Source organism: Desulfofundulus sp. (assembly GCF_049701015.1).
Taxonomy (GTDB): domain Bacteria; phylum Bacillota; class Desulfotomaculia; order Desulfotomaculales; family Desulfovirgulaceae; genus Desulfofundulus.
Map to the genome: position 1 here is coordinate 1 of NZ_JBNATZ010000259.1, position 3,420 is coordinate 3,420.

A 3,420-nucleotide genomic window follows, 5' to 3' on the forward strand; every position below is an offset into this window, starting at 1 on the left:
GTATCGCCGGAACTGCTGGATACCTACAACCTGGTCAGCCGGTTTGCCGACAACAGGGGGAACAGGGGACTGCGGTTCGTTGCCGTAGAAGCCAGGGAATCTTTCCTGGCGGCGACGAACGCGGAAATTCTCTGCCGGGTAGACTGCGAGGTACCCGCTGAGCTTCAGGATAAAGGGATTCTTGAACTCACTGAAAGCTATGCTGAAGTCTGCCGCAAGAGCGGCTGGCCGGAATATGAAAGCGCCGTGAGGTACTGGAACGCGTCCCCGCCCCTGTGGCACTGCTGTGAATTCAATCCTGGCTCCACAAAGGACGTTTCCGGCGAGGACGCGGTAAAGCTGGTGCTGCCTTCAAAGACCGTTTTTCTAAAAAACGAATACTTTCAAATGGTGCTTGAAGCATTTGGCGGAGAAAAATTTGACGTACTCTGGACATCAAACAAGTGCGACCCGGTTCTGTTCACCATAAACAAAATCAGGATAGGTGTAATGCCCTTAGTGCTGGCGGGTCGCCGGGAGGAGGAGGGGTCCAGTTGACGAGCATAACACGGAAGCCGCTGGACTGGGACTGGCTGGAAATGCACGGGGAAGAGGTCGACCGGTTGGGCATGCCGCACTGTAACAGGTGCGGCAAACCCCTGCATATAGGGGATACGGTGGATGTCGCTTGGCCCTGGTTCGACGATTTTAACCTCTGCCGGGACTGTCAAACTGAGGAGCGGAGGTGATCTCCGGTGGGCGGCGGGAGCAAGAAGAAGAAAAGCGTCCTCGCCCTGGGTGCGGGTGCCGGTGCGGCCATTTCCCCTGCCCTGGCTCCGGAAGCACCGGGAACCAACATTCCTTTTAAAGTCATGGCTACCATGTGGGGCTTGTATTGGGACTGGCAGTTCGGCGCTTTCAAAAAATACCAGGCAGGCGAGATCAGCCCGGTTGAATTATATACCCTGGCGAACGAAAAGGCCCAGGAACTGGGCATACCCGTTCCGCTGGGCATAGGGCATTTAGCGGTATTGAGCAGCGACCAGGAGAAGCTGAAAGAGGGACTGGCCCCGCACGTTGAGACTGGAGAAGTTCCAAAGCCGTCGGACTTTGATTACATCGGGGTCTTCCCTGTTGACAGCGATTTTTGGGGTTTTTACGACGACCAGTATGCAAAATTTCTGGAAGGTAAAATAACCTACGAGCAGTTCCAGGAAAATCTTCAGAATGAGGCGGCGAAACAGGGTTATGTGAATGCGGGGGTGGTCCAGGGAGAGCAGGGACCTTTTACGGATGTTCCGGCTTCCGCGCATCCTGCACAGCCGGCGGGCGAACCGGGAGGTACGGGCAAAGAGGAGGGGGCGCCGGAAGCCGCAGAGGCAGCTCCCTTTTCTCCGTCCGCGCCGCCTCCTGCCTGGCTCCTGGAAGCCAGCCCCGTCAGGGAGGACTTCTGGGACGGAGTGGCGGAGGCCGGCCCGCTGGGACGGCCTTTCCTGGTCGCCGGGCCGGACATAGAGGACCAGACGCTGACCGCGACCCTGTTCAGGGATCCCGGCGGGGACTCCTCCAAGTCCCGCCTGGTCCTGTTCGGCAAGGTGCGGGAGGAGTCCGAGGCCAAACTCCTGGACGCCCTGGACCTTGAGGGCGGCCACACCGTAAAAGTCAAGCGGCAGGTGGAAAAGGAAGCGCCTCTCCCCCTGGACGAGCAGGAGGGCCTGTATGCGCAACTGCTCAAGGTGGCCAAGAGCGTCAACCACCACACCGGCGAGGGCAAGGACAACGTGATCCCGGACCACACGCTGAAGGGGATGGCGGAACTCAGGGCCAGGCTCGAAAAACTGCAGGGCAGCGCCCAGGACGAAAAAGTCCAGGCCATGCTGGAGCACTACGTGTCGCAGCTCAAGGCGGTGGAGTCCGCCGTAGCCGGCAAGACGAAGGCGCCCTTCGTTACGCAGTTCACCGCGTCTCAAACGGTCGAGGTGGAAGAGGAGGTCGTCGTCCCGGCGGGCAAGGGGGAAGGCCTCCCGGCCAGGAAACGCACGGGATCCCGGATAAACGCTTCGGAGTCCGGCGGGTCGGCCGTCTGGGACGGCACGCGCAATGAGGACAAGTTTTACGGCGTCGAGTACCTCATAGACCTGGGTGACGGTTACCAGGCCGTGTACCACCCGAACGACAAGTCCGTGCCCTATTCCCTCCGCGGCACGCTCGAATTAATAGCCCCGCCGGGGGTAAATGACGGCAGGGGAGCGCTGCAGAAGCTGAACCTCCTGCACTTGCACGCCGGGCCGCCCGCCTCGGCGGAAGAGGCGGAAGTGATGTACCTGGAGCGCAACGTCTGGGCTCAGGGGTACGAGAAGGACCCGGAATACAGGGCCGTCGGCGAAACCCTCAAAGCTCTTGAGATGAAGCAGGAAGCAAAGCTCCTGGCAGCGCTCGACGGCGCCGCTTCCAAAGGGCTGGCGGAGGAGGAAATGCTTGCCCTGGCCAAGGAACTGGTGCTCCAGAACCAGCGGGCGCTCCTTGCGGAGAAGACCCGGCTCTTGAAGAGGTTCTTCGAGAGGAAGCTCGGCCTCGCGCCGGGCGGGCTGGATAAGCTTCCTACCTACCGGCCGGTGCCCGCGGCGGCGCAGTCCCGGAAAGGCTTCCACTTCTGGAACCGGTTCGACCTCACGCCGGAAGCCGTGCGGGAGAAGACCAAAGGTTACTGCGTCGTGCACGAGATCAAGACCGCGCCCGGGAAAAAGGTTGACATCCTGTGCCGCATGATCGAGAACGGTGGCGTCCTCGCCTCCACGGAGTTGCGGCGGCGCATGGGTGTGAAGCACTCGGGTGTATCGTCCGAACAGGACATGGTCACCGGCGGCGCGAGCTACGCCTTCTGTTTCTTCCGTAAAGACAAAAAACAAAAGGACTTCGACATTGTGTGGGACCCGGAGGCGCTTCTGACCCGGTCGGACTGGTTCGCTACCAAAGGAGACGACTTCGGGGCGGTGAACCCCGAAAACGCCCACTACAGCGTTTCCGGCAGGACCAGGAAGGTTGAAGACCTCCCGGAATACGAAAGTACCGGGAGCGGGTCCTGGCGCGCCCAGATAATGTTCAAAAATGGAGTGGACCTCTTTGGAGCGCACCCCCCGCGCGCCATTTTCGTGGACAGCGAAAATGACAGGCAGAAGGTGCTGGCCTCCTTTGCCAAAGTGGGGGTGAAGGAACTTGGTGGGAGGCCAGTGGAGGATGTGGTTAAAGTAAGGTAACGAGGTGCACCACTCTACACTGTTGTTTGGAATTTGCAAGAGGTTTTTACTCAGCCCAATAAACGGCGTAGTATGGCGGTCGTACCACAAAAGGGAACAGGGTTTCTGAAGCATCTGTTCCCTTTTGTGGTAGAAGCTTTTTCTCTTTTCGGAAAAGAGGTGAGTTAAGGTGGTAGTAGCTTAT

Annotated in this window: 3 protein-coding genes; all 3 read left to right on the forward strand. The window is 59.4% G+C overall.

The annotated features are described in order from the left end of the window. Nucleotides 1–537, forward strand: a 537-nt coding sequence (locus ACPLUI_RS12745; RefSeq protein ID WP_424660632.1) for a hypothetical protein, incomplete at its 5' end; no start/stop codon positions are given. Then, nucleotides 534–728, forward strand: a complete 195-nt coding sequence (locus ACPLUI_RS12750) for a hypothetical protein (protein WP_424660633.1) — start codon at nucleotides 534–536, stop codon at nucleotides 726–728. The genes ACPLUI_RS12745 and ACPLUI_RS12750, both read left to right, overlap by 4 nt. Before the next feature lie 6 nt (nucleotides 729–734). Continuing rightward, entirely contained in the window at nucleotides 735–3,236 is a 2,502-nt protein-coding gene (locus ACPLUI_RS12755; protein WP_424660634.1) for a hypothetical protein, read from the forward strand. The last annotated feature ends 184 nt before the right edge of the window (nucleotides 3,237–3,420 follow it).